This is a genomic window from Photorhabdus sp. RM96S, assembly GCF_042879335.1.
GTDB classification, from domain to species: domain Bacteria; phylum Pseudomonadota; class Gammaproteobacteria; order Enterobacterales; family Enterobacteriaceae; genus Photorhabdus; species Photorhabdus kayaii.
Window position 1 is genome coordinate 104,258 of the sequence record NZ_JBHFKT010000002.1, and the last position, 23,086, is coordinate 127,343.

Consider the following 23,086-nt stretch of genomic DNA (forward strand, 5'->3'; position numbering starts at 1 on the left):
CCTGAAGGAAACCCATGTTGGAATATATCCACTTACTCACCACAAGTAAGAAGGAAATCACCATCATGGGTCTCTATAGAAGTTCATCACATGTATTTTGGCGTTGCAAATATCACTTGGTCTGGACCCCGAAGTATCGATTTAAGATACTTCGGGATAAAATAGGCAAGGAGCTTTATAGATCAATTTATATACTTTGCAACATGAAAGATTGTGAGGTATTGGAGTTAAATATTCAACCGGATCATGTTCACTTGGTTGTGATGATCCCGCGGAAATTATCGATATCGACGTTAATGGGAGTCCTGAAAGGGCGTAGTGCAATAAGGCTTTATAATAAGTTTCCGCATATACGTAAGAAGTTGTGGGGGAATCATTTTTGGGCGAGGGGTTATTTTGCGGATACAGTAGGCGTAAACGAAGAAATAATCAGACGGTATGTAAGGCATCAGGATAAAAAGGACCAAGAGTTTGACCAACAAATGGAGTTGTTACAGGATTAACTCGGATATAGCCCCCTTTTAGGGGGCCCAATGTAAAGCCACCTCCTAGGGAGGTGGTCTTTTACTGTCAACTTTCACATGTGAAAGAATTAACCAAACTACTTGGACGTGTCCTCTTCAACATCTTTGGCCTCGGCGGCCATCTTTATCTGCTTCTCGACTAAGCGCTTTTGGGTAATGTAGCGGATAACCATCTCTACAGCACTGTTCAAGGCGAGGATACGCATTGCCCTGGTAGAGGCTACGTAGAGCAGATTTATTTCATCATCACGAGCCATTGGGTCGAGTTCAGGGTCTAATACATCCGGAAAATCGTCATATAGCTGCACAAAGTCCCATTCCAGTCCCTTGCACCGATGGGCAGTTGAAACCGTAATGTCGGCCCCAAACTCTTCTTTGACAGTATTACGTCGCAGAGTGGTGAGTCGTTCAGGGATTTCATCGTAGCTGTTGATGATCTTGACGGCCCTCATCATTTCAGGGTCCTTGGTCGCCTTCGCCACTTCCTGATACTCGAAGTAGTCCTCATACTCGTCAAGTAGCTTCTTATTTTTTACCCGGTCAGGCTCAGCCATCGAGAACCAGTACAGATCCTGGAGTTCATTGATCTGGTAAGCGTCAATTCCACCTACCCAGAAAACTTGAGCCCCGGATTCGGTCGCAGATAGCGCCGTCTCAATGACCCCCATGACGGTTCGGTGAAGTATTGCGCGATGACCCACATCACCTGGTAAAAACATGACTACCTGATCCGCTGGTCCTCGTCCAACAACGGGGCGTGTTTCGCCTTTGAGTTCAAGAAGGGCGTTTGCCACCAGCGAGACGTTGGGGCCAAAGCGGAAACTATGGGTGAGATATAATTGATCGGCGTTCATGAGCTCTTTGCTGTCAAGAGCGTTGTTTGCACCTCTGAACCGATAGATTTGCTGGTGGCGGTCTCCAACCAGGATAACCTTGCAGTTCTGTTGTAAGACGATGCTGCTTGTAACGGGGTTGGCGTCTTGGGCTTCATCAAAAAGTATGGTGGTGTACCGTCGGGACAGATTTGGCATTCCTAGCTGATACTGTTTGAGGTAGCAGTCGTGTACTGTCGGGAACGGATCTTGAACGTTGGTCATCCGCTTCCATATCAGCTCGGCACCTTCAACCACTTGGATTTGGTATCGCTCTTGTTTGGATGTCAGCACTTTCCCCGTGTCGGCGCGAGCAAAGTGTGTATAAAGAATAAGCATGTCTGCACTGCACATGAAGGCGTTGAGCGTATCAAGGATGTCTTTGGCAAAAGTCCAGTTCTTGGTATTCACTGCCTGGGCAATATCAGTAAGCCTTAGGTTTCCGGTGAGTTTATGCTGGTAGCCCCTCCCTATAGTGGCATAGGCGAGCTGGTGGGATGTTTTGCAATCCACGTTTGCCGGAAACTTTTCTCTTGCCTCGTCGCGGATGGCACGATTGTATGCCAAGTAGAGAATACGGGAATCAGGGTTGTTGTGGGCGTATTTCACCAGCGTGGTAGTTTTACCCGTGCCAGCGTAGGCCTTAACGACAAGGCGAGGCCCTTTATACTGAGTTATCAGTGATTGTTCAGGCGTGTCAGGAGGTAATTGTTTCATGAGGCCTCCTACGCCAAGCACATCTGGAGAGTGATGCGCTTCCTTTGTGTTGCGAGGAACATGCTGACTCGCTTTTCTTCTCGGGGGATGGACACTTCACAATCAAAGTCTGTCCACCAGTCTGGGGCAGTGCCCTGGGCCACGTCCATAACCCAGAGATACAGTCGTTGTAACCATCCATAGTCGCCAATAGATGAGGACGCTAATACCATAGCATCCTCTATCTTTGCTTGAAGAGCTGCTGCTCTGTTTCGCCACTCTTCTGAATACTTAGCCTTTCGTGCCATCAGTTTTCCTCTTTCTTTTTCCCTCCCTTGCCAGCTTTAAAGAGCTCTTGCTCCAACCCTGAAATTTTGGTCAGCGCATCATTGAGTCTTTGTTCAAGGCTTTTGGCCTGCTGGTCTTTTTCCTGCAACTGACCAGCCATCATTCCTTTGTCTTGAACAAGAGCGCGTGCTTCTGCTTCGGCGCTGGATAGTTTTGTTTCCAGCTTTGTGACCTCTCCAGATAGGCGCTCGCACTCTCGTCCAGAGGATTCGCCATGAGCTTTGGCTGTGGCAAGGGAGTCCTGTGATAGGGCCAATTTGGCCTGTATGTTTTCGAGCTGCTCTTTTAAAGATGTATTCTGCTCTTGAGCTGCCCGGAGCTTTTCTGTCTGCTCTATACTTTTGCCTTTTTGCACCTGCAACTCACCCTCTGTAGTTGCCAATTTTTGGCTCAAAGAGCGATTTTCGCTTTCAGATTGTTCTAGGCGATCATGTGCTCGGGTTAGATCAGCGGCTTTCGCTTCCAACCTCCTTTCCAATTCAACGATCCGTTTTTCCAGCTTATCAATGTCGATCAGCGAGCGTTCTAGCTCCGCAGACTTGAGGGATAGCGAGTTTTCGGACTTGCTAAGGGCTGTATCGAGTTCAGCTTTTGTGTTGGTGAGCGCTTCAAGTTGTTCTTCCAATAGTTCAGCACGTTCTGTGGCATTATTTGCCATGTCCACGGCTTGCTGCATGTCTTCCTGGTACTCTAGTTCTTTCTGGCGCAGTAGCTCACGCTCGCGTTCAAGTTGCTCATCAGCGCTCGCTTTAGCTACCGTGTAGATCTTCCGTAGGAAGAGCTCGGCATCACTCATAACTGATTCAGGCAGGACTACTTCTACCGGTTCCTCATCGAGAGAGTGCTCCTCTGACCACTGCTTGAGATACGTTGAAACGGTGGTGAAGCTCCCTTTGCCAATAAGGTCTCTGACAGCGATGACCGTAGGGCGCTTACGATTGAAATTGTTTGGGTAAAACAAAGCCAAAGCCCTTCCCGTGGGGGAAGAGCTTTGTTACGTGGTCACGTCAGTTCACTCAGGGAAGGATTCGATGGTGATTCCACCGAAGGTGCCAAGGATTTCAGATGCCGCTTTATCAGATCGCGTTTTGCGTTGTTCTGAGGCGTCGAAGCTACGAAGTAACTTGAGCTGAACCTCCTTATCCTGGAGAACGATTAGGGGCATTGGCGCGGTAACGGTCTTGAGTACGCCAGCGGCCATGACGTTTGCCACTGGTTGAACCTTTACTTCCCTTCGTTCCCGGAGATAAGGCTCCGGAGTGCTGGCTATCTTCTGGATAAGTTGCTCAAGGGGGAGTTGATAGTCTGGCCCAGATCGCTCCAGCTCCTCTCTGATACGTTGCAAAAGCTCATCTTTTACCGGCTTTTTCAAGGAGTCCTTCCGTTGCCAGGTGAAGCGGATGGAGTCGATGTCGCCATTGGCATAGCACCGGATTTGTCTGTAAAGGTGGAGAGTCATAATGCCAGGGCAGTCCGCTCGAAGTGCTTCAAACCTTTCTTGTCTGGTTGGGTACGTCGAGATAATGAACTCCTCGATACCGGCTTTGGCCGCGTTGATTCGTTCAACCGTCGCCGCAATTTCGTCAGCCACACCAATCCTAGAAGGGGAGAACCAAAGAACCCCCACGGTGCGCCTGGCAGACTTCTGCGAATAGTCTGGGTTGATGTGAAGATCTCTGTAGCTGTGCGCTGCCAGTTCAAGAGCTTCGCGGCCTGTTTGTTCCGTTACGACAATCTTGTTGACGGGTTCGTTCTCCATTCCTTTTCTGGTAGGAGGGATGGCCGCAACTTTTGCGTACCGTGGAGGCAGTCGTTTGATAAGGGAGGACAGGTTCGTTAAGTCGCGGCACATGGCCGAGAATTGTTCCGATATGAAGTTTTTAGCCATGTTGCCGCCTATGTGTGGGTTTGTTCTAACAGATCATTGGTTACATAGTAGACAGTATTAGACCATCATGCAACGAGGGGAAGGGGCAAGAATACGCCTCCGCTTCGCGTCGGCGGGTGCCCTGTTTGACCTTCGCGTGTGAGATTAGATTGAGAAAAAGAGAGAAAGAAGAAAAACGCGGGGTAAGCCAGAAATATGGCTGAGGGGAACTGTATTGCATGATGGTCTAACTTTGTGGATTTAGGACGGCTTTTAGGGTGTCTGGATATGTGCGATTAAGACAGATTGCGGTCCATCCAGGGGTTTCGGGAGCAATGGAACAGTGAACGCCGTTAAGTGGTCAATTTAAATAGCCATTTAATTATAAATCAATAGATTAATTTTCTTCATTGAAAGGTCTTAACTCACCTCTGTTGACAGCATCTGGAACCGTAAAGGTGTAACGCCCCTGCATGTTAATGTGTTCACATAGTAGTGGAGACAACCTCTTCACATCTTCGTCATGAACCGGATATCCCTCTTGCCTGAGTTGTTGTACTGCGGCATCCATGTAAATCGTATTCCACAGTACAATCATATTTAGCACTAATCCTAACGAACCCAATTGATCTTCCTGCCCTTCACGATAGGCCTGCCTCAGCTCACCACGTTTTCCATGAAATACATTTCTAGCTACCGCGTGTCGTCCTTCACCACGATTAAGCTGCTGTAATGTCTTACGTCGTTTGTTTTCATCATCGAGGTAAGTCAGTATATGGATAGTTTTGTCTGCACGACCGATCTCCGCTATAGCCTGCGCCAAGCTGGTTGGCCTATCGCCCGTTTGTAAGGTTTTCATGATCGATAAAACGTTCAGACGTCCCAGTTTGAGTGAGGCAGTCAATCGTAAGACGTCATCCCAGTGCGGGACAACTTTTTTCTCAAAATTCAGGCGATGTGAGGACAGAGAATTAAATGGACCATAATCTGCTTTTGGATCTGTGCGCCAGAATCTGGCACCGCCTGTATCCGCCAGGCGCGGGCAAAACCGATACCCCAACAAACGAAAGAGACCGAAGATAATATCACTGTAGGCGCCCGTGTCGGTCATGATTTGAGAAGGCATTTTTTCCGTTTGTTGTTCCAATGCCAACAGCCGTTGAGATACTTGATTTTATTATGGCAATGAGAGAGCAGCCTTAACTCATTTCAAAGGATCCTTGCGGGATCCTTTAACTTTTCTCAATCACAATCCCTTAACGTGAGTTTTAGTTCCACTGAGCGTCAGACCCCGATAATGGAAGGTTATATCATGGGAATTGTTTGGATGTTAGTAAGGAAATTCAAAGTGATACAGTAGATATGATATTTGCTGATCCTCCATTTAATCTTGATAAACTTTATCCTTCTAAAATGGATGATAACTTAAAAGAAGAAGAGTATATCAAGTGGACCCATCAATGGTTGGATGAATGTGTTCGCATGTTAAAACCTGGGGGATCACTGTTTTTATGGAACTTACCTATATGGAATAGCAAGATAGCAAATTTCTTGCATGGTAGGCTTAATTTTAAGCACTGGATAGCTGTTGATATGAAAAACAATATGCCTATTCAAGGACGCCTATACCCTTCACATTATACTTTATTAAAGGAGAGAAAGCTAATACATTCAAGCCTGATAGATTAGCTGCCCAAATTTGTCCTAAATGCTTTGGTGATCTTAAAGATTATGGAGGATATAAAAGCAAAATGAATCCTCTTGGTATTAATCTTACTGACGTATGGTATGACATTTCTCTAGTTCGACATAAAAAATACAAGAAAAGAAATGGAGCTAATGAGTTAAGTATTAAGGTTCTTGATAGAGTTATTGAGATGGCGACCAAAGAAGGGGACTTGATTTTTGATCCATTTGGTGGCTCTGGCACAACTTATGTAATGGCGGAGATTAAAAATCGTAAATGGATTGGTTCTGAAATCGATGATTGTGTAATTATCAAAGAACGATTTGGAAATATTACGGAAGATAAAGAACATTTAGTTAATATTCGTGGGAAACTGAATTCTCTCTTTCCATCAACCATTAAGAAGGAAAGGGAGAAACGAGGATTGTGGACTGTAGAAAGCATAAGAGATAAAAATAAAAACAAAGAAAGTGAAAAAGATAATAATACTTAATTAATGTTTCTTAGTTTGGTGGAGTTATGGTCCTTGCCAGCAAATCGGCTAGTAGCAAAACTAGTGCACCCATAAGCATGGATTTCCCGGATAATGCATGGCATCGGTCATGGGCATTAGTAGATGGTAGGTTTTTCCTTTCTGGGTAAACGTCAGCAACTGGGCTGTCATTTCCTTCTCCAGCCCCTGCCATTTTTTACGGGATTGGGGCTGGGTTTTCAGACGGACCAAATGATCGCCTTTTCCCAGATGCCGTATCGTTGTGCTGTCTGAGTAAATACACGACAAACGACATCGCTTCCTTGCCTCTAGTGGGCCTGTATAACAACTCTGGGTGCAATGAAGGGACGATACACCAGACCATCATTTTCAACGGTAGGAGACGCTTGCGTAATGTCACCGTGTCGGATTCAGCGAGGCAGCGGCAATAAGTTCCGGATTAAGGAAATATTATAAAAAGTCAATGTATTACGTGTGGCACCGTAACAGGAAATAAGGTCAAGAGCCTGAGTAATGCGCATAAAATCTATGGTTCCCCCCAAAGTCCAATATCAGCTTTTCAACCCGGAGTTGATGCGCAATAACCTGCTTTTTATCCTTGTAATCTTATATAATTAACCACATGTGTACTGCCGTACAAACTGGTTTTTATTAAAGGAGGCAACATGGGTCATACCCGTTACGAAACTGATGTGGTCGCTTGGGCAAATGAACAAGCAGCATTATTGCGTGCAGGTAAATTCTCTGAGATCGATGTAGTTAATATTGCTGACAAAAACTGTTTTGCCAAAATTTGGTCTGATGCAGTTTCTTCCGCTGTCGACGAAACATGGCTGGATATGTTCCCGGATGAGTGTGCCTGGAATATAAGTCAGATCCTTTCACAGGAGTTCTATCCTGATTAAGCTTCAATGTGACGTACTGACTTTAGTTGGTACGTTTTTTGAAGTGGCTATTTGAACTTTTTGTAGTAAAAAGCGCTATGCACACTTATTGGAAACATTAAGCATGTTTGAATTATCAGCAAAGCTTCCTGACAGAAAATATCCTAGAGTAGTGAGGCGTAAACTACAAAAATACTCGATAAAAAGAAAGGTCAGTCAGCTTAACTGACTGGCATTACAGCTAATTGCCAGACTTATTTTTAAAGCAAAGCTATTGAAATATTTCGTTCTCTCCGCTGCTTGTATTCTTCTAATAGCTCCATGAGGGCATTGTTGATATTGATTGATTCCTGAGTTCGAGTTATTGCAACATACAGCAGGTTCATTTCATCAATAATAGCCTGTTTAGGCTTTTTCATTATTAAAGCTTCCAGAATGCTGGGGTAGTCATTGTTCATAATAACATTATTCCATTCCATGCCTTTGGATGTATGAGCAGTGGTGACGATAAGATCCGCTTCCTTCTCTGTTGGGGCTTCGTTTGCACGCATTGTGTCAACCATGCCAGGAATATCGACATAGCTTTCTATTAGCCGTATGGCCCGAATCATGTTGATATCTTTGGTCGTCTCAGCGATTTCCTGATAGTTGACCCAGTTACCATAATCACTGAGTACACGGGGGTTTTTAATAGCCTGGTAGTTGCTGGTTTTCATGGCATGGAGGTCAAGCAATTCATCAAGGTTGTATTTGCCAATACCACCGTTCCACATGACCCGTTTACCCCTAATTATTGCTTCATAGGCCGACTGGATGACACCCATGTACGTTCGGGATATGACCGCATGGAATCCATTTTGTGCGATTTCCTCGGGCTGCGCCACTTCATCCAAAGGGCCAAGACCGACTAGAGGATGGATCTCACCTTTCATTGAAAGCACAATATTCGCCAATGCTGCGACCATTGGCCCGAATCGGAAAGATTTTGTCAGGCGCATTACCGTAGCGCCTTTCTCTTCAACGATACCTAAAGCGTTTTCTGCCCCACGCCATCGGTTAATCGCCTGGTGAACATCACCACCAAAGATTTTGCTGCATTTATTATTCAGGACAATATTGAGTGTTACAGGGTTTGCATCCTGAGCTTCGTCAAACAATATCGTGTCATAGACTTGATCCAAAGATGGGTTTGACATCTGGAAGAGCTTTAACAGGGTATTGCTAGTACAGGGTACATCGGATTTAGGGTCGATTTGCTGTTTCCATACCTGACGAGCGGCCCGTAATGCGGCATCAATTCGGGAAGATGGGATTTTATCGGGATCACCAATATCCTTCAGAACGTGGGCGATGGTAATTTCATAGTCTGCGGAGTTCATGAAGTGGGTGAGGCCATTAATCGCCAGTTTCACAACTCGCCAATCCTCTTCTCCCATCAGATCCTTGTATTCCTTCACAGCTATGTTGATCTTCGACTTGTAGCTGTAATGTTTGAATCTGGCTGCGGCCAGTGCATGCGAAGTTTTGCAGTCCACATTCTTAGGGAATTTTTTCTGGGCTTCTTCCCTGATAGATTTGTTGAACACAAGATATAGTATTTTCATTTCTGGATGAGCTTCAGCATAGGATTTTAACGTATAAGTTTTACCGGAACCGGCATAAGCCTGCACACAAACCATGCTTCCCGGGGTAGCCTTATAGTTAATAATAATCTGCTGTTCATCAGTAGCTGGCATGGGAGTACCTTTTTTGAACGGAAGGACAAATGATACCTTCACAGGCAACTCTGTAGGGGTAAAAAAGACTACAGTTTGCGGTCCTTTGCTTATGAGTACTTTATAAATCACAGTGTGCTTAAATAGGATGGGTTTCTGAGCAATCACTGAGAATTAAATTCGGGACATGATGATGTAATTGAAGTGATTGCGATGCCGTAATAAGGTGGAACTGATAATACAATACAGCTGTTGTCAAAGAATTAAGGAAATTGTACCGGTGTGAAATCTCCGATTTTTGCCAACAATTTTATCCCCATTGGTATCAACGGCTCATTGAGTAATGGTTTTCTTAAACATCATCGCTCAACTTCTCTTTCTCTCAGAGATTCTCATTTTACCTTTATTAATTCAACGAAAATCGTGGTTTGTCAGAACACGCATATCCCTTGCCTTTTGCCAGTGTTTGGTTGACAATCGCGTGGGATTAGCGGCTTGCATACCGGCTGAGACCTTCAGGCGACGGGAATGTGTCCCGTTCGTCTGATCTCTTCTCTCCTTCGAACGGAAGTCTTTTTCTTAACCCTATTTTAATTATCTTGATGCCTTGGTGTTACGTAATATTGCGATTGTGGCAGGTGTGAATTCACTTCGTTCCAGTCTTTGAAGTATGCGCCGTTGAAAGTGGTATAGCTAAAGAATGGTTGATGATGCTCAGGCGTGAACGTGCTTCTTTGCCGTCGACAGTTCGTTTACAGTGTTTTGCTATTCGTCCACGTTTTGCTGCGAATTGGGCGAGTATAATGGGGAAATTTGAGGGAATCTTTGTTGACTTGGTTTGAAAGAAATTTTACCGTTAATGTACTACTAAAAATCCTCTTCAAGTGTCTCACAACCTGAGAATAAAGATGCTCACGGCTCTGCACAGACAACTTAGAAAATTAACTACTGAGATTACTCGTTAGTTGAGAGTGCGCTGCCGCACAGCAGCTTAGAAAGCTATTAGGCTATGAAATTCATGCGATCAAAGGTGAACTGCCGTACAGGCAGTTTAAATTCTTAAAGTTCTAGGTGTGGTTTAGAGTTATAAAAGCAAGGAATTTCTATCGAGTGATAAGACTGGAAATATTGGCTTCATATTGAGATTGGTAAATATTCTACCTCAAGGATGAGGTAGAGTATAGATAAACTTGAGCCTTAATTGAGTTTTTTCGTATTTTACATGAAAATACGAAATCTTTATCAGAAATTTAATTACTTAAATTTCCCTATAATCCAACTTTTCGAATGAATTTATAGCGCTATTTTTCGATAGATTATAAATTTTAACTCCTCTATTTATTGCTATTTCATGAGCTAAGTTGAAACAAGGAATGATGAAATCGTGTAAGTTATTATTTAATTTGGTATCGAGTTTGTCATTTTGAGTTTCATAAAATCTTGGTTTTGAAAAATTGTTCATGTCTAAACCTGCGAAATATATTTTTTTATAGCCCAAGAATAATGCTATTTGCAGAGCAGAATATGCAACTGTTGTTCCATTATAAAATCCAAGATCTAAGTTCAATGAGAATGCTACACCATTTTGTATTATTATTTTATCACTCTTTATCTCAGAAAGTTCTTTTTCCTCTTTATAAACTGGTTGATCAATATTCTCAATAATAATTACCTTACATTTCAATTCAAGATAACCATAATGAATTAAGATGTCGTTGAGGCAATCCATTGTTGTGAAGAGTATTAATTCATTGTTTTTTAGTATATTTAAAACAATATTTTTCCTATTTAGAATGAATGTTCTGTCAATTATAACATGATATTTGAATTTCACCTTTGGTGATAGTTCATACGAACCGTTAACGCCCATAATATCAAACTTAGTATCATCAAAAAAATCTGTTTTGATAGTAGATACTGACGGTCCAGATGCAATAATGATTAATGGTTTTTCTGATTCTTTGGGGAATTCATTGATGCTTATATTTTTCTTATTGAACGAAACTGAGTTGATTTTACCATTAATGTTTCTTGAAATCTTTATGTGAGGCCAAAAGTTCATGTTGTGTTTCATTCTTTTGCTGGCTATATTTCTGTATATTGATTTTGTTATATTCTGCTTACAGAGCAAGCCTAATTTTAAGAGATATTTGTATTTAAAAAACATATTGTAATTCCATTTTTATTTTAAGGTGTAACATTTGGTTAATTGTTTTTTACTGTTTTTATCTTTATCTCATTTCGAGATTTAGGAGTATATACAATGCAATTAGCAGGGATATCTTTATTAATAAATGACATTGCACCGATGTAGACATTATCCCCAATTGTTATATTGTCACTTATAATACAACAATTTGCACCTATTTTTACATTATTGCCTATCCTTATTGTTCCATCAACATCTTCATTAAGAACGCCAATGGTTGTATTTTGTAAGATATGAAAATTATCACCGATAATGAATGTGCGAGAAATAACAATGCCAACATAATGAGATATACGAAAAATTTTCCCTATATAGGACCCTAATCCTAAATCACATCCATATTTATTCCTTAGATTTCTATTTATATGAATAGAGATTTTCTTGGCTTTATTTGTCCTGTATAAATAATTAGCAATTCTCCACCAGAAATAGAACCTGCGATCTGGACATTTAAGGGCTCGATGGACTGCTTTGGGCCATGAAAATGATGTTCGTGAACAGATAACTTCACTGAGTAAACATGCCTTTAAATGGTTTAGCTCTTCTTTTTGTGGTGATATTTTGTTCATTTTTCTGTTAATACTTTGTATTGACTAGTTGTATCATTTTTCAGGTGAATTATATTAAAAATGTCAAATTCAGCCAAATAGATTAGTTTGGCAAACGTAGAATATGTGGATTGGTGCTCACAAAATACAGGCTAGCTATCATATAATTTCTATGCTGCATGTTATCTCTGGCAGGTTTTTAGCCACTCAACCTTTTGAAATGAGTCCCAAAAAAGTCACTGTCAAGTGCAAACAGCGTAAATCCAGTCAAACCATCTCGCAGAAAAAACAGGGGAATTACTGGGTTGGCAATGAGACGTATATCCGGGGAATTGTAGATTTTCTTTATCGCCATACGGGTTACAAATTATTTTAGTGGAATCCACCGCTATCTGATATTGGTCTTTCCGTTGTGATGCCTATAAGTTAACGGCACTAAGTGGCAGGAATTATTCACTGTTGGAAAGATAATAAGTTTGGTATCGCTTCTACTCAAACCATATTAATTAAAATTGGGAATATTTTTAAATTATCAGTAGTTAAAAGCATCAATAATGATGTTGAAATTATTGTTAATGAATAAAATTCTGGATGCGGTTTTTAATACTGGACATTACCGTTTGGATGTTCGTGTTCAGATACCAAAATATTCAGTGTAGGACATTGAGTTGCTTATTGTAGTCAATTATACAAAAATAGTTAACCTTATAAGTAATAAGAGCAGTGCATTACTTTTTTTCTGAACTAGACTTTAATTGGTGTGAGTTGTAATGGGGTGTTTTTATAATAATTTAATGTGTTGATTGTGAAATAACATTATTTAATTTAAGGAAGGTGTATGAGTCACAAGAATGATTTTAAGGCTTTTTCTATTAGTGATAATGCGAATGTAGTCAGCCAAGAAAAATATGAGGTAAATCAGAGTTTGCTGACTGGATTTTCACCAGATAATGTTCCCACTCACTTGTTAAATAAGGTATTACGTCAAGCATCAACGGTATCATCTGTCGTGGCTGATTTTATTGCAGCAGGATCTGGCAATGATGTTCTGGATGATGGAAATATAGCCAAACTCACCGTTCAATTAAATAAAGCGTTAGAACAGAAAATTACAGCGGACATTCCCAGCGCCTCATTAACTCAAAAAGGTATTGTCCAGCTTACAAATGTGGTTGGAAGTAGCGATACATTGGCGGTTACACAAAAGCTTGTTCAGGAAGTAATAAATTCATTACATAAATATACCCGTGAAGAGATAGATAACCGGATTAAAACAGCCAATGAAATTCCTGTCGGTTCTCCTATTCCGTGGCCGTTACCTCACCCACCATTCGGTTATTTCACTTGTAATGGTTCAGCATTTAATAGATTACAGTATCCGAAGTTAGCGGAAGCTTATCCTGATGGTAGATTACCTGATTTAAGAGGCGAATTTATCCGTGGATGGGATGATGGTCGAGGTATTGATAGTGGCCGTGGAGTTTTAACTCACCAGGGGGATGCTATCCAGAGTGATCAGAGGCTGGATAAATTATCACAGCATATCTGATAACCAGAGACGAGTTGGGCAGTTTATCTACCAAAGTATGCGAATAATCTATAGATGGTTCAACCGTAAAGGGGGTCGTCGCCGACTGACGTGGAAAAAGCTGAATCTGATCCTGAAAATGCTGGGTTATCCAACTAAATGGCTATTTTTTAAATGGAAAACCCGATCTATACTCTGGGCTCGCTGAATATGAGTGGGGACACTGATCTGTCGGGAGCCGGATGCGGTAGTTCCGCACGTCCGGTTCTGAGGAGGGGCCCGTCTGGGTAACCGGCGGGTCTACTCAACCCGCATCAGAATTAATGAGCTAGCCGGAGTACGGTTGATGGTTCTACATTATCTATAGCAGCATAAACACCAATGTAGTGCCCCACACAATTTCATGCTCTCAATGCCCTGCTGGAGTCGTGTGACTGGAAAGCCTCACCCTGCCCCGATGAAACCGGGTCAACGCTGTTTAATCTGACTGCGAGAACGCTCAGTAATGCGTAGCATGAGAAACAAAAACGGTCTGGCAGGGCGGGGAATTGTCACGGCTAAAGCCGTAACGCTTTTTTCGTCCTCGCTTCGCTGCGGGGCTTCCGGCGCGTTGCGCCTCCCATGCCCTGACGGGCATGAAAAAAAGGGGCGCTATGCCCCTTTCCGATTAAAATTTCTTGTACACGTCTTTGCGGTGTCCAACGCTCAATGCAATGACCAGCAGCTTTTCATCTTCTATCGTGGCAATGAGACGGTAATCTCCGATGCGCCAGCGGATAAATTCGGCTTTATCACCTTTCAGGATTTTACCCATCAGGCGGGGATTCACCGCGTTGTTAATATGCGTCTCTATGTACTTCTGGATAACTCTCTGGTGTACCGCGTCGATTTTCTTAAACTCTTTGACAAACCGTTTTGTGTACTCTGTCCGGTAGCGTGTCATGCCTCACCACCTCAAACAGATTTAAACAGTTCGTCATGGCTGATTGTCGTTTTATCACTGAGATAGTCCTCATAGCTTTCAGTGGCGAGTTGTAAATCTAACTCGTCCTCAATTTTTTCCCTTACTGCACTTTTGCACAATTCGCTGAATGTTATCCCTTTGCCGTTCGCGTAGGATTCAAACAGGTGAAAATCTTCGTCATTCAACCGAATTGCTTTTGTCAGGTTTTTGTTCATATCCGCCTCCTTATTTATTGTTATACAATGTATAGCGATAAATAAGGACCGTCAATAAAAAAGGGGCTTTATGCCCTTTCCTTTTTGTTAAAACATCGCGTAACCTTGCAGGTAGTTTAGCCACCACCGGAATTGTTCCCACTCGTTCCCTTTCATTGCAGGATTACCCATTGAAGTGGCTGCTTAAAAGTTGGCGGTTATCGGTGTGTCACGAACACTTCTTATGGAGTGGAACTGTACGTTAGATGAGGGAAGGTCCGGTTGCCAGACAATTGATTGAATTACTGGCGCTTGATGGCGCGATTGTCACTATGGATGCCCTGCATTGCCAGAAAGAAACCCTTGCATTAATTACTCAGCGCGGCGGTGATTTTATTGTGGGTCTCAAAGGCAATCAAAAGACCCTCCATGAATGGGTCAAATCGTATTTTGCTTCGCATTATGAGAGTGATGAGCTTGTTGAATTTACGCAGAAAAATAGCGGTCATGAGCGTGATTAAACAGAATACCAGTATAAAAGACAGTCAGGCGGCTAAACGTCGAAGAGCCATTTGGTCAGGGGAATTCCGTAGTCAACTTATTTTTGATGTTGAAACAGATGATGATGACTATCAAACATGCAACATGTCTTTTGTTTATAAAGGAAAAAAATACGAAGTTGAACTTAATAATTCTGCGCTTGCTATTGAATCAGATTTTTTAGATGAAGATGATTTTGATGAACTAGATAATTATTACCTCGAAAATATTTATCATTATGTTGAAATGTTAGCAACAGCGGCGGGAATGAGTATTATTCAAGGATTAACAGGACCTGAACCAGATGATAACCATGAGATTGTAACAGGACTAGCAACAAAAGAACAACAACGTGATGTATATGTTGATATGGGCTTAAATAATGTTATTAAATTCGTTAATCAATACCGAGCTAATTAATCACTAGAGGAATCGGTTTTCTGGGAAAATTTTTTGTTATTTGTCGAACGGCCGATAGAAATAAGTGATTCGTAATATTCGTTACCAGTTTTTATTGAGTCTTTAAATTTCATTGCCGACTCCCGTAATGTTGTTTTCATGACCCCCTACATTTGCAACGCTGATTTTGATTTATGATGGACTTGCGTGAACAATTATCAGTCGTTGCGAAACCAGAAAGTAACTTCTTAACTTACGTAGCTAACGGACGTTTTGTTTGCAGAACACCGTTTGCTGATCTGCAATGGCCTAGGCTATTTTATTCGTTAAAGCACGATGGGCCACAACGTTTGAGTAATGCTGTGCAACCCGACCATCGCCGGGTTTTTTCTACTCATAGGGTTTAGATGCCAACAGGTAGAGAAGTGGTTATCGCAACGCTGGAAGCCATCATGCCATCGATGATGGACGGGGAGTAATACAGACCGATTGCTGCACCAACAGCTACAGCGAACACCATAAGAGACTGACGTACTACCGCAGCGGCCACACCGACTATAACGATAAGACCAACCAGCACACGCCCCAGAGAACCCTGCATGTATTCAGTGATGGTCTGCCAAACGTCGCTGAAACCAGTCTGAGTAGTACCGTTTGCGTAAACAGCCGCCACACCCAGAGTCAGAATAGTATTGACAGCCATTGCAGATTTTACATTTCGCAGAGAGAGAGTTTTCATCTATAACATCCTTCAGCGTAAAATTATATAAATTTAATTCTTATTTTCGCCTGACTATTAATTGTCTTTATCAGGAGATGCAGTTAAATATATATACTCGGTGGCATTTAATCACGGGGAAATGCTTGCAAAAACAGAGGATAACAGCACTAAAAAGGTGACATTTATCCGTGTGTTTTAAAAAAGGTAATTTTTTAATTTAATTTTTTGTTTTTTAAATATTTTTTAATATAAAAATCGTAATAAAATAACAGATTTTAACCTGTTTCTATAAATTAAACGAAAAGAATTGCGATGATTAATTAGAGGTCTATATGAAACTGAGAAAAAACTGCTTTATGTCATATTGTCACTATCGGTCTTGATTTGGCGCTGTATCTGTCAAAACTCTTAATGCGGTAGATATCACCGATAAGGTGGCTAATGCTGCGATGGATATTCTCGTTAATACGAAAATTTCTCTGGGTGAGTGGTCAATACGCAATTCATTACGATAAATTCATTGTGGTAGATCGGAACACAGTGGAAACCAAGTCATTCAACTACAGTTCAGCGGCGAACAAGAGCAACAAGTGAAACCGTAATTATGCTTTATAGCATGCCACAATTTGCAGATGTTTATCTGGAACACTGGGTGTCACGCTAGGCTGGGGAACGGAGCTTGAATCTTCCTACTAAAATTAAAAGCCATGCTAACCTTGCAGCCTTTTCATTTATCCCTGAAGTATGAGTTTTAGTCCATCAGAGTCTGTGTCACATAAAAATGAACGCCATGACTTCCGGGCAATAAGGGGATGCACTTTGCTGACCTGAGTCAGGGGAAGAAGTTTATTCAGGCTAAGCATCATAAAATGCTCATAAATAAGTCGTGAGTGCTTATCAAATACGCTGAGTGGCTGGGATGCAATATAAGCTGCTTCAGCCATCGTCAGTCCTTCAACCTGAAGGGGATATCCCAGAATACGGGAGCACAGTTCACGCATCACACCGCGTTTCACATTGAAAATTTCATCAGCAATATGATGTTCAGGCAATTCACTGCGGGAGCAATGTGTCGGATCAATTCCCCACATATAACATTCCTGGTTCTCTCGGATACTAAAGTGAGGTTCATCTTCCTCAACAATGCATCGCGTGAATTCACAAGGATCAATAACGGTGCCGTTGGGCAAACTAATCCATCCGTATTGCGTGTTACCTAACGTATATACGCCATAATCTCCATCCTTAGATGCCTCTTTTTTGAGTTCACGACGTGTCCCTATCAGGGGTACACCCTTGGAGATAACACATTCATCAACTAAAGCTCGACAAACCAGATAGGAATTTTGGGCACACCATTCTGTATAAGGGATCCCTATGTAGTGACTCGTTGAAATAAGTCGTAATCCTTCAATGATAGATTTATTCATAGTAACTCCGATAAAAAAGGCGTATCACTGGATACACCATTTTCAGCGTCAGATATTAGTCTTTTTTCTTAATTACAGTTTCCGGAGTGAAGAAGCGAAGGGTGTCAGTACGTTTTTCCGGATCGCCTACGGCTTGAAGAATAAGCGAGTATGTGCGGTCACCGGCCACAATGAAGAGATCAGTTGCCTGACTCCACGACCCTTTGTTTTCAGCACGATGAACACGAATGATATTGTTCGGCAGCATTGAGAGTTTCCAGCCGTTTTCATCGGAAAGGTAGGCATTGACGTTGTCGTTTATACCTAGAGGTAGTAGGAAGATCTTGGTCGCAAAAGTTGAATAAACATACACTGTGTTTTGTTGCTGCTGATTATATTCGACTTTAACAGATTTCCCTGTGTAGTTGAGGTCTGCGCCAGTGAGCATATCCTGCATCTGGCCATAAAGCGGTTTATGAAGAGATTCGGCACGCCGGAATGGCAATTCTGGCATCTGATTGGCCGGTTTTACATCCGGTTTCACTGTGGCTTGAGAATCTTCAGTAATACCAAACTTAGCAAGATCGTAGTTGTGTCCCCCAGCAGGTTTATTGGAGGTCACGACACCAGATTCAGTTTTGCTGTTATCAGCAGGCCTTACACTGCCAGTAGAAACTGTAGATTCAGACTTGGATTGAGTTGTAGACTTGACTACTTCATTAGACGGTACCACATCGGTTACCGGCGTAGGTGTGTTAATAGTGATAGCTTCTTCACTGCCATCGGTGTAACCGGGTTTAACTGTGTTAGCGTCATCTGCCGAAACCGGCGTGTCAGAAGGTTTAATTTGCAAGTTTTCATCAACGTTAGCATTGTTAGTTTTTTCTTCCGGCTTCACCAGTTGAGATTCAAAGTTACCCTCGGTTTTCTCATTATGTAGATCCGATATGTCATCTACGTTGATACCGTCTTTGTTGAGCTCAATAACGGTATCATCCACCCTTTGGCTCGGCGTTTTATCGCCGGTCAGCATAATAGTACCAATCCCTCCTCCCGCGAGAATGGCAGCAATAATCATACCCAGCATTTTTTTGGTGGCAATTTTCTTATTGCCACGGCTTTTGTCAGTATTCACTTCTGACTGCGCCGAACGCTCACTTAATTTTTCCTGCCCGTATCCGGCATCCGTTCCGCGTTTTTCAGTCGTCATTTAAAACCTCATTGATTGAAAAATCATTTGGCCGAAGCCCCACCCACGGCTTATCACGTACCGTAGAGATCACTACTAAAACTATTTTTGAAAGTGATAACATTGCCTTCCAAGCCCCCACCAATGTGTTATGACCCCTGTAACTTTTAGAATCACATGACGATTATATTGCCTACCTAGGCGGCGCTGAAATTTTGGAGGCCGAAAAGGGCCGCATTTTGCGGGCATTTTCTGACAAGAGGCTATAAAGAAAAATGCCAGCGTTGTGCTGACATGCTAGGCTTCTGTTTTTTGCCAAGATATTTCCTGTTTGATTACTAATCTGCGTTTGCCCGTAGGTATGATCGATGAATGACATCCTTGCAGTTTTTAAAGATAATGTCGTAAATCATGGTTAAAACTATAAACGCCGCAAAGCTGTAAACTATGCACTCTTTTACGAATGGGAAATGAGGATGCAATGCAGCAAAGTAAATCGAAATTAAAGCCAGATACGTAGCCCAGATATAAAAAAACATCGGACGGACAAGGATACCCGCCGTTATCCCCAAGGCTAACATGTTAGCGAAACCGATACTGTTGACACGGCTAATACCTTCCAAAGGGTGTTCGTATAGAACAGCATAAATACTTACAGTTACCGCTAATACAGCGTAAAGAAATAGTCTGAAAATCATATTTTTTCGCCCCAAAACAATCGTTGTAAAAATTCATTAAAGTGAGTCTACTACTAGCGTTCCAGGTGACGAATATCCTGATAGCTCTTCTGCTGATATAAAGTCGGTCATATCACCATGATTTTTACAGCTGATTTGCTGTGGCATCCAGAAATCTTCGTTGTGGGTAGAAACGTGTTTAAACACCATTTTACATGGAGCACTTTTTACTGTGGCAACGATCATGGTCCGGTTACTATTGGTTATGAACGAAACATCTTCATAATCTGAATCTTGAGCAAGTCCTACATCAACCAAAGTCTGCCATGCATCCGACTGCTTCTGCATTGACTGTGTAGCTGGTAATGACTTCGATTGTAATACAGGGCTCGTCTGCGTCTTTCCCGGATCATTGCCTGCACATCCTCCTGCCAGTAAAAATGCAATCAATAACAGGTATTTCATTAGGACTGTTTCTTCTTTAGACGCACATTGTGGATATTGAATTGTTCAATAACCTGTAGAGAGTTCAGAGGCTTCCAATAAACGGGAATATCTGGTTTTTCGTATACCGGGTAGGGGCCGCGCCCTCTGACCGGCAGAGAGCAAATTAACGAGAGGCTTTCGCGCTCATTTTCGATAGCCCAGATCTGACTTACACCCAGCACACCATTAATCAGGACTTCCTGATAAATCCCCAAATTCATACAAGTTGCTTTTTCAAAACCGTTAAACCGAGGAGTTCCGTATTCATCCCCAGAGATACCCAATCCAGCAATAGCTTCTGCGGATATGCCAGCCAGTTGTCGGTAAACCTCATTACCATGCACATGATCGGTACGTATAACAAAAGGAATGTAATGAGGCGGGGTAACCAGCGTTGAATCTCTCAACTGACGAAAACCACCCACCTTTTGAATGTGCTCGGCCGATGAGCGCAGAAAATACTGAGGTACACAGAAGTCGCTCCCAACAAATCTCTCAAAACCGTCCTGCTTGCAGAGGGTAAATGTTGTGGTAAACCAGTCGTTATAAAGCTGTACCGCTTGTTTGTATTTCGTGATAGCTTCAGGATTCTGGGTTCGGTAGAAAACATCAATGATCATTACTGATTACCTCATTTACATTTTTTCGAACCACCTGCATTGCACCGTCCATTGCGTCGTAATGTGTAGAAGGCTGGAAATTGAAGAGATTGGTGATAAAACGAGCTTCAATTCGTTCATAAGGCACCAATCCTCGCAGATGTTTCGGGGTACCCGGTGGATTTTCCCAATACCGGGAGTCCCACGAATGATCCCGGTTGTCCCCGGCCATGAAGTAATAGCCTTTCGGTATTTGCCATAAACCTTTAGTCGGTACATAAGTGGTCTTGTTGTCAATAATGAAGTGATAGGAGTCGTCTGACCGATCATTAGTAGCTGAATAGATGGAATACTGCCGGACTGTTTTCACCAATGTACCGAGCGGTTTCCCATTCACTCTGTAAGTTTTGTTTTCGTCAAACTCGATCACATCGCCGGGAATCCCAATGACGCGTTTGATGTACAGTGTGCGGGGGGCAATAGGCGCTTTAAATACAACAATGTCACCTCGATGTATTTTTCCATCGTCCAACAAACCATTAAGACGCACCCCAGAGATATAATCTCCGGGATGAAGCGTAGGCTCCATTGAAGCAGTCGGAATTCTATAAATTGCACCGAACCAGCGGTTGCTCACCAGTAAACACACACAGAAGGCCAGTGAAAGTATTAACCACGACTGAGGTTTTCTACGTTTAAAACTATCACGGATTAGCAGAATCACCAAAAGGCCTAACAGTATTGGAATACCTGTCATTGGGCTTTCCTTTGTTTGAGGTTACGCGCATATTGGCTCAGACAATCAGCAAGCTTCATATAGACATACAGGGCATAGAACTGATAGACCACGCCAAACGGGGTCTTTACGGGAAGGGAATAGGCATGCTGCTCACCTTGCTGGTTAATCATGAGCGTGAGGTAGATGAACGGAGAATCGCGAAAGATTCTCACGCTCTCAACTTTATGCTGCCTGACGGGTAAAAAGTAGTTGCGATACCCGATCACGGTAAAGACGAGTATACTCGCTACAAAAATACATACCGGTACATACCAATTATTCAGGCCACCAATTGTACCCCATACAGCCAGAGCTGTGATTGCATCAATACAGAGGACGAGAGTTCGGTTATGGCGTAAACGTCCAGTAAGAATCATGATCAATATAAATCGAAACATAAGCCCCCACTCGTAAGAATGAGTTCATCATACTCAAAGGCATTTTTCTCTATGCTTTTTTCAACGACAAAATGCGGTCAAAAAAATAAGCTCAGGATATATATTCTAGGACTTATTGTTACTGGTGATACTTGCCCGCCCTTTCTTCTCTTCGTCTGGCTGCCGGGATATGGATATCATAAGCGGAGGTTACTTGTATTATTTTTCTTTGTTTTTTTCATTACTGAACGTTTTGTCTGATTGCTGAGACATGATCGGTGGTGGTTCCTTATGCTGACTTCCTTTGCTATCTTCATTGTTGAAGAAGTTCTTCCATACATAGTGCGCAACAAAAGCCAGCACGCCAGCCACGATAAGGACGAGATCGAGCTTATCGAACTCAAACATATAGTAATCTCCGGTTGGTTTTAAGGATACCAGCGCATCTGGCTTACTGAAGTATAGCGATGCAGGTGAGGCCGAAAGAGTAGAAAAGGGGACAAAATAGGGGGTAAAAAAGGCGGATATATGACAGCATCATGTGACGTTAAGGCTTTTTATCAACTTAAATTATCGGTAGGTGATTTTGTGGAAAGCTCTTTCTTCATATTTATGACTTTCATTAATCCAAATCAGCATAATTTTATCCCATGCACAATAGGTATCGAAATAAAAAAGGACCGCGTTTTGTCCACATTTTCTGTGGATAAAGTGGTAGATAAAAATGTGGATATACAGAAATTTAGTCAATGCACCATTAAAGGAAGGTGGTATTTATTTGATGGGCAAAAAACAACCAAAAGGTGTAAAGATACGGCCTAAGATAGTGAAAGATACAAATCAACCGAAAGAAACAATTCGAATATAGGGAAGGGTGGTTCTATTACCAGACCACCCTTCCGTGCTGGATCCCCACCCAGACTACAATAATTAGATTAATTAGTATAAATCATACATGTTATTATTTCTATAATAAAGGATTTTTTACCTAATTACAGTGAGTTACGAGTTACTAAAAGAAAATTTAAGATATTTCCTGTAGTTAAAATTAGCATACATACTCAACCGGAATTACATTTATGTTCAAAAAATAATCTCTTAGTAATAAAAAAATAACCAAGTAATTTGGGTTTGAAAGGTTGAGAGGAGAGTAGAGCGAGCGTCCTCTGTGTCATTCCACTTCAGTGATGTGTGGATTCCTACTTTGCCATCAAAATCAATGTTGATTAATGTGCTGGATTTGAATTCCAGAGATAGTACTCAACCTAATATTCGAAGTCATTGTCAGCCGTTATGCTCGCTTTGGAAGTTATCGTGAGCGTCTTACTGTGTCAAACATTTTCCTTAATACTATAGTTTGAAATTGATTCTTGCATGATAGG

Annotated in this window: 22 protein-coding genes and 6 pseudogenes; 9 read left to right on the forward strand and 19 right to left on the reverse strand. The window is 42.1% G+C overall.

The features are described 5' to 3' along the window. Positions 1–65 precede the first annotated feature (65 nt). On the forward strand, positions 66–503 hold the full coding sequence (tnpA, locus tag ACGF49_RS01790) for an IS200/IS605 family transposase (RefSeq protein WP_217471759.1): 438 nt from the start codon (positions 66–68) through the stop codon (positions 501–503). Between the two features lie 98 nt (positions 504–601). On the opposite strand, the gene ACGF49_RS01795 is transcribed toward tnpA, so the two are convergent. From ACGF49_RS01795 to ACGF49_RS01810, 4 genes and pseudogenes are all read right to left on the reverse strand, one after another. Further along, positions 602–2,113: a UvrD-helicase domain-containing protein gene (locus tag ACGF49_RS01795; RefSeq protein ID WP_387489198.1), complete on the reverse strand. Its 1,512-nt coding sequence runs from the start codon at positions 2,111–2,113 to the stop codon at positions 602–604. A gap of 286 nt (positions 2,114–2,399) precedes the next feature. Further along, entirely contained in the window at positions 2,400–3,407 is a 1,008-nt protein-coding gene (locus ACGF49_RS01800; RefSeq protein ID WP_387489200.1) for a DNA-binding protein, read from the reverse strand. A gap of 45 nt (positions 3,408–3,452) precedes the next feature. Next, on the reverse strand, positions 3,453–4,328 hold the full coding sequence (locus tag ACGF49_RS01805) for a DNA replication terminus site-binding protein (protein ID WP_387489203.1): 876 nt from the start codon (positions 4,326–4,328) through the stop codon (positions 3,453–3,455). Positions 4,329–4,704: 376 nt separating this feature from the next. After that, a pseudogene (locus ACGF49_RS01810) lies at positions 4,705–5,460 on the reverse strand (Tn3 family transposase); the annotation flags it as partial. A gap of 260 nt (positions 5,461–5,720) precedes the next feature. Between ACGF49_RS01810 and ACGF49_RS01815 the strand changes: the two are divergent. Beyond that, positions 5,721–6,487, forward strand: a pseudogene (locus tag ACGF49_RS01815) (DNA-methyltransferase). 84 nt (positions 6,488–6,571) lie between these two features. Here the strand turns inward: ACGF49_RS01815 and ACGF49_RS01820 are convergent. Next, positions 6,572–7,008 (reverse strand): annotated as a pseudogene (locus ACGF49_RS01820) (transposase domain-containing protein); the annotation flags it as partial. 144 nt (positions 7,009–7,152) lie between these two features. On the opposite strand from ACGF49_RS01820, the gene ACGF49_RS01825 reads away from it, so the two are divergent. Beyond that, positions 7,153–7,392, forward strand: coding sequence for a DUF29 family protein (locus ACGF49_RS01825; protein WP_387489206.1), 240 nt, complete (start codon positions 7,153–7,155; stop codon positions 7,390–7,392). 239 nt (positions 7,393–7,631) lie between these two features. Here ACGF49_RS01825 and ACGF49_RS01830 read toward each other — a convergent pair whose 3' ends face one another. Next, positions 7,632–9,107: a 3'-5' exonuclease gene (locus ACGF49_RS01830; RefSeq protein ID WP_387489209.1), complete on the reverse strand. Its 1,476-nt coding sequence runs from the start codon at positions 9,105–9,107 to the stop codon at positions 7,632–7,634. A 686-nt stretch (positions 9,108–9,793) separates the two neighbouring features. On the opposite strand from ACGF49_RS01830, the gene ACGF49_RS01835 reads away from it, so the two are divergent. Next, a complete protein-coding gene (locus tag ACGF49_RS01835) occupies positions 9,794–9,928 on the forward strand; it encodes a hypothetical protein (RefSeq protein ID WP_350388510.1) in 135 nt (44 codons plus the stop codon). Positions 9,929–10,344: 416 nt separating this feature from the next. On the opposite strand, the gene ACGF49_RS01840 is transcribed toward ACGF49_RS01835, so the two are convergent. Next, complete coding sequence (locus tag ACGF49_RS01840; protein WP_387489212.1) at positions 10,345–11,148, reverse strand: hypothetical protein; 804 nt, start codon at positions 11,146–11,148, stop codon at positions 10,345–10,347. Positions 11,149–11,291: 143 nt separating this feature from the next. Continuing rightward, positions 11,292–11,864, reverse strand: a complete 573-nt coding sequence (locus ACGF49_RS01845) for a serine acetyltransferase (RefSeq protein ID WP_387489214.1) — start codon at positions 11,862–11,864, stop codon at positions 11,292–11,294. Between the two features lie 817 nt (positions 11,865–12,681). Between ACGF49_RS01845 and ACGF49_RS01850 the strand changes: the two are divergent. Continuing rightward, positions 12,682–13,356: pseudogene (locus tag ACGF49_RS01850) on the forward strand (phage tail protein); the annotation flags it as partial. Then, positions 13,334–13,579: pseudogene (locus ACGF49_RS01855) on the forward strand (group II intron reverse transcriptase/maturase); the annotation flags it as partial. The pseudogenes ACGF49_RS01850 and ACGF49_RS01855, both read left to right, overlap by 23 nt. Positions 13,580–14,038: 459 nt before the next feature. Here ACGF49_RS01855 and ACGF49_RS01860 read toward each other — a convergent pair. Both ACGF49_RS01860 and relB read right to left on the reverse strand, forming a co-directional pair. Further along, positions 14,039–14,314 carry a type II toxin-antitoxin system RelE/ParE family toxin gene (locus tag ACGF49_RS01860; protein ID WP_054481487.1) on the reverse strand — a complete coding sequence of 92 codons (276 nt, stop codon included), beginning with the start codon at positions 14,312–14,314 and terminating at the stop codon, positions 14,039–14,041. A gap of 11 nt (positions 14,315–14,325) precedes the next feature. Next, positions 14,326–14,550 (reverse strand): type II toxin-antitoxin system RelB family antitoxin, encoded by a 225-nt coding sequence (gene relB, locus ACGF49_RS01865; protein WP_083451967.1) that lies wholly within the window; start codon positions 14,548–14,550, stop codon positions 14,326–14,328. Between the two features lie 248 nt (positions 14,551–14,798). On the opposite strand from relB, the pseudogene ACGF49_RS01870 reads away from it, so the two are divergent. Together ACGF49_RS01870 and ACGF49_RS01875 are read left to right on the forward strand one after the other, a co-directional pair. Next, positions 14,799–15,138, forward strand: a pseudogene (locus ACGF49_RS01870) (ISAs1 family transposase); the annotation flags it as partial. Positions 15,139–15,662: 524 nt separating this feature from the next. Beyond that, positions 15,663–15,875, forward strand: a complete 213-nt coding sequence (locus tag ACGF49_RS01875) for a hypothetical protein (protein WP_387489218.1) — start codon at positions 15,663–15,665, stop codon at positions 15,873–15,875. Here the strand turns inward: ACGF49_RS01875 and traA are convergent. The 9 genes from traA to ACGF49_RS01920 form a co-directional block, all read right to left on the reverse strand. Beyond that, positions 15,872–16,207 carry a TraA family conjugative transfer protein gene (traA, locus tag ACGF49_RS01880; RefSeq protein WP_387489221.1) on the reverse strand — a complete coding sequence of 112 codons (336 nt, stop codon included), beginning with the start codon at positions 16,205–16,207 and terminating at the stop codon, positions 15,872–15,874. The genes ACGF49_RS01875 and traA overlap by 4 nt on opposite strands. A gap of 713 nt (positions 16,208–16,920) precedes the next feature. Beyond that, positions 16,921–17,619, reverse strand: a complete 699-nt coding sequence (locus tag ACGF49_RS01885; protein WP_387489224.1) for a hypothetical protein — start codon at positions 17,617–17,619, stop codon at positions 16,921–16,923. A gap of 55 nt (positions 17,620–17,674) precedes the next feature. Beyond that, positions 17,675–18,808 (reverse strand): hypothetical protein, encoded by a 1,134-nt coding sequence (locus tag ACGF49_RS01890; protein ID WP_387489227.1) that lies wholly within the window; start codon positions 18,806–18,808, stop codon positions 17,675–17,677. Between the two features lie 317 nt (positions 18,809–19,125). Next, positions 19,126–19,485 (reverse strand): hypothetical protein, encoded by a 360-nt coding sequence (locus ACGF49_RS01895; protein ID WP_387489230.1) that lies wholly within the window; start codon positions 19,483–19,485, stop codon positions 19,126–19,128. A gap of 36 nt (positions 19,486–19,521) precedes the next feature. After that, positions 19,522–19,929, reverse strand: a complete 408-nt coding sequence (locus ACGF49_RS01900) for a hypothetical protein (RefSeq protein ID WP_387489233.1) — start codon at positions 19,927–19,929, stop codon at positions 19,522–19,524. Then, entirely contained in the window at positions 19,929–20,570 is a 642-nt protein-coding gene (locus ACGF49_RS01905; RefSeq protein ID WP_387489235.1) for a hypothetical protein, read from the reverse strand. Before ACGF49_RS01905 ends, ACGF49_RS01900 begins: the two co-directional genes overlap by 1 nt. Then, positions 20,560–21,273 carry a signal peptidase I gene (lepB, locus tag ACGF49_RS01910; protein WP_387489238.1) on the reverse strand — a complete coding sequence of 238 codons (714 nt, stop codon included), beginning with the start codon at positions 21,271–21,273 and terminating at the stop codon, positions 20,560–20,562. Before lepB ends, ACGF49_RS01905 begins: the two co-directional genes overlap by 11 nt. Before the next feature lie 29 nt (positions 21,274–21,302). Then, complete coding sequence (locus tag ACGF49_RS01915) at positions 21,303–21,725, reverse strand: hypothetical protein (protein WP_387489241.1); 423 nt, start codon at positions 21,723–21,725, stop codon at positions 21,303–21,305. Between the two features lie 198 nt (positions 21,726–21,923). Continuing rightward, the gene (locus tag ACGF49_RS01920; RefSeq protein ID WP_387489244.1) at positions 21,924–22,112 is read right to left on the reverse strand and encodes a hypothetical protein; all 189 of its coding nucleotides are present in this window, start codon (positions 22,110–22,112) and stop codon (positions 21,924–21,926) included. Positions 22,113–22,232: 120 nt separating this feature from the next. On the opposite strand from ACGF49_RS01920, the gene ACGF49_RS01925 reads away from it, so the two are divergent. Beyond that, positions 22,233–22,526 carry a hypothetical protein gene (locus ACGF49_RS01925; protein WP_387489247.1) on the forward strand — a complete coding sequence of 98 codons (294 nt, stop codon included), beginning with the start codon at positions 22,233–22,235 and terminating at the stop codon, positions 22,524–22,526. Positions 22,527–23,086: the final 560 nt, after the last annotated feature.

What these genes read in the sequence shown, in the direction of transcription:
- ACGF49_RS01905 (WP_387489235.1), bottom strand. Translation starts at nt 20,570, where the DNA reads ATGATCATTGATGTTTTCTACCGAACCCAGAATCCTGAAGCTATCACG.
- ACGF49_RS01915 (WP_387489241.1), bottom strand. Translation starts at nt 21,725, where the DNA reads ATGTTTCGATTTATATTGATCATGATTCTTACTGGACGTTTACGCCAT.
- ACGF49_RS01840 (WP_387489212.1), bottom strand. Translation starts at nt 11,148, where the DNA reads ATGAACTTTTGGCCTCACATAAAGATTTCAAGAAACATTAATGGTAAA.
- ACGF49_RS01895 (WP_387489230.1), bottom strand. Translation starts at nt 19,485, where the DNA reads ATGATTTTCAGACTATTTCTTTACGCTGTATTAGCGGTAACTGTAAGT.
- ACGF49_RS01830 (WP_387489209.1), bottom strand. Translation starts at nt 9,107, where the DNA reads ATGCCAGCTACTGATGAACAGCAGATTATTATTAACTATAAGGCTACC.
- ACGF49_RS01860 (WP_054481487.1), bottom strand. Translation starts at nt 14,314, where the DNA reads ATGACACGCTACCGGACAGAGTACACAAAACGGTTTGTCAAAGAGTTT.
- traA (WP_387489221.1), bottom strand. Translation starts at nt 16,207, where the DNA reads ATGAAAACTCTCTCTCTGCGAAATGTAAAATCTGCAATGGCTGTCAAT.
- ACGF49_RS01900 (WP_387489233.1), bottom strand. Translation starts at nt 19,929, where the DNA reads ATGAAATACCTGTTATTGATTGCATTTTTACTGGCAGGAGGATGTGCA.
- ACGF49_RS01920 (WP_387489244.1), bottom strand. Translation starts at nt 22,112, where the DNA reads ATGTTTGAGTTCGATAAGCTCGATCTCGTCCTTATCGTGGCTGGCGTG.
- ACGF49_RS01885 (WP_387489224.1), bottom strand. Translation starts at nt 17,619, where the DNA reads ATGAATAAATCTATCATTGAAGGATTACGACTTATTTCAACGAGTCAC.
- relB (WP_083451967.1), bottom strand. Translation starts at nt 14,550, where the DNA reads ATGAACAAAAACCTGACAAAAGCAATTCGGTTGAATGACGAAGATTTT.
- ACGF49_RS01795 (WP_387489198.1), bottom strand. Translation starts at nt 2,113, where the DNA reads ATGAAACAATTACCTCCTGACACGCCTGAACAATCACTGATAACTCAG.
- ACGF49_RS01845 (WP_387489214.1), bottom strand. Translation starts at nt 11,864, where the DNA reads ATGAACAAAATATCACCACAAAAAGAAGAGCTAAACCATTTAAAGGCA.
- ACGF49_RS01925 (WP_387489247.1), top strand. Translation starts at nt 22,233, where the DNA reads ATGACAGCATCATGTGACGTTAAGGCTTTTTATCAACTTAAATTATCG.
- ACGF49_RS01835 (WP_350388510.1), top strand. Translation starts at nt 9,794, where the DNA reads ATGATGCTCAGGCGTGAACGTGCTTCTTTGCCGTCGACAGTTCGTTTA.
- ACGF49_RS01805 (WP_387489203.1), bottom strand. Translation starts at nt 4,328, where the DNA reads ATGGCTAAAAACTTCATATCGGAACAATTCTCGGCCATGTGCCGCGAC.
- tnpA (WP_217471759.1), top strand. Translation starts at nt 66, where the DNA reads ATGGGTCTCTATAGAAGTTCATCACATGTATTTTGGCGTTGCAAATAT.
- ACGF49_RS01890 (WP_387489227.1), bottom strand. Translation starts at nt 18,808, where the DNA reads ATGACGACTGAAAAACGCGGAACGGATGCCGGATACGGGCAGGAAAAA.
- ACGF49_RS01825 (WP_387489206.1), top strand. Translation starts at nt 7,153, where the DNA reads ATGGGTCATACCCGTTACGAAACTGATGTGGTCGCTTGGGCAAATGAA.
- ACGF49_RS01875 (WP_387489218.1), top strand. Translation starts at nt 15,663, where the DNA reads ATGATGGACTTGCGTGAACAATTATCAGTCGTTGCGAAACCAGAAAGT.